We start from the raw sequence: 443 nt of genomic DNA on the forward strand, positions 1-443 counted from the left end.
AGGCGTGATGTATGCCAACGGGCAAGGCGTGCCCCAAGACGATGCCGAAGCGTTCAGATGGTTTCGGCAGGCGGCAGCGCAGGGGGATGCAGCAGCCCAAACCAATTTAGGCGTGATGTATGCCAACGGGCAAGGCGTGCTCCAAGACGATGCCGAAGCGGTCAGATGGTATCGGCAGGCGGCAGCGCAGGGGGATGCCGCAGCCCAAACCAATTTGGGCGCGATGTATGCCGAAGGACGCGGCGTGCGCCAAGACGATGCCGAAGCGGTTAAATGGTATTGGCAGGCGGCAGCGCAGGGGGATGCCCGAGCCCAAGCTTTGTTGGGTTTGATGTATGCCAACGGACAAGGCGTGCACCAAGACGATGCCGAAGCAGTCAAATGGTATCGGCAGGCGGCAGCGCAGGGGAATGCCCAAGCCCAATATAGTTTGGGCGTGATGT

Annotated in this window: 1 protein-coding gene; it reads left to right on the plus strand. The window is 60.7% G+C overall.

Features of this window, described 5'->3' with window-relative positions; translation table 11 throughout:
• Positions 1-443: tetratricopeptide repeat protein (locus HMPREF2675_RS11630; RefSeq protein ID WP_283127818.1), on the plus strand; the 443-nt coding region annotated here is incomplete at both ends.

It is taken from the genome of Neisseria sp. HMSC061H08 (genome assembly GCF_001836795.1).
Taxonomy (GTDB): domain Bacteria; phylum Pseudomonadota; class Gammaproteobacteria; order Burkholderiales; family Neisseriaceae; genus Neisseria; species Neisseria subflava_A.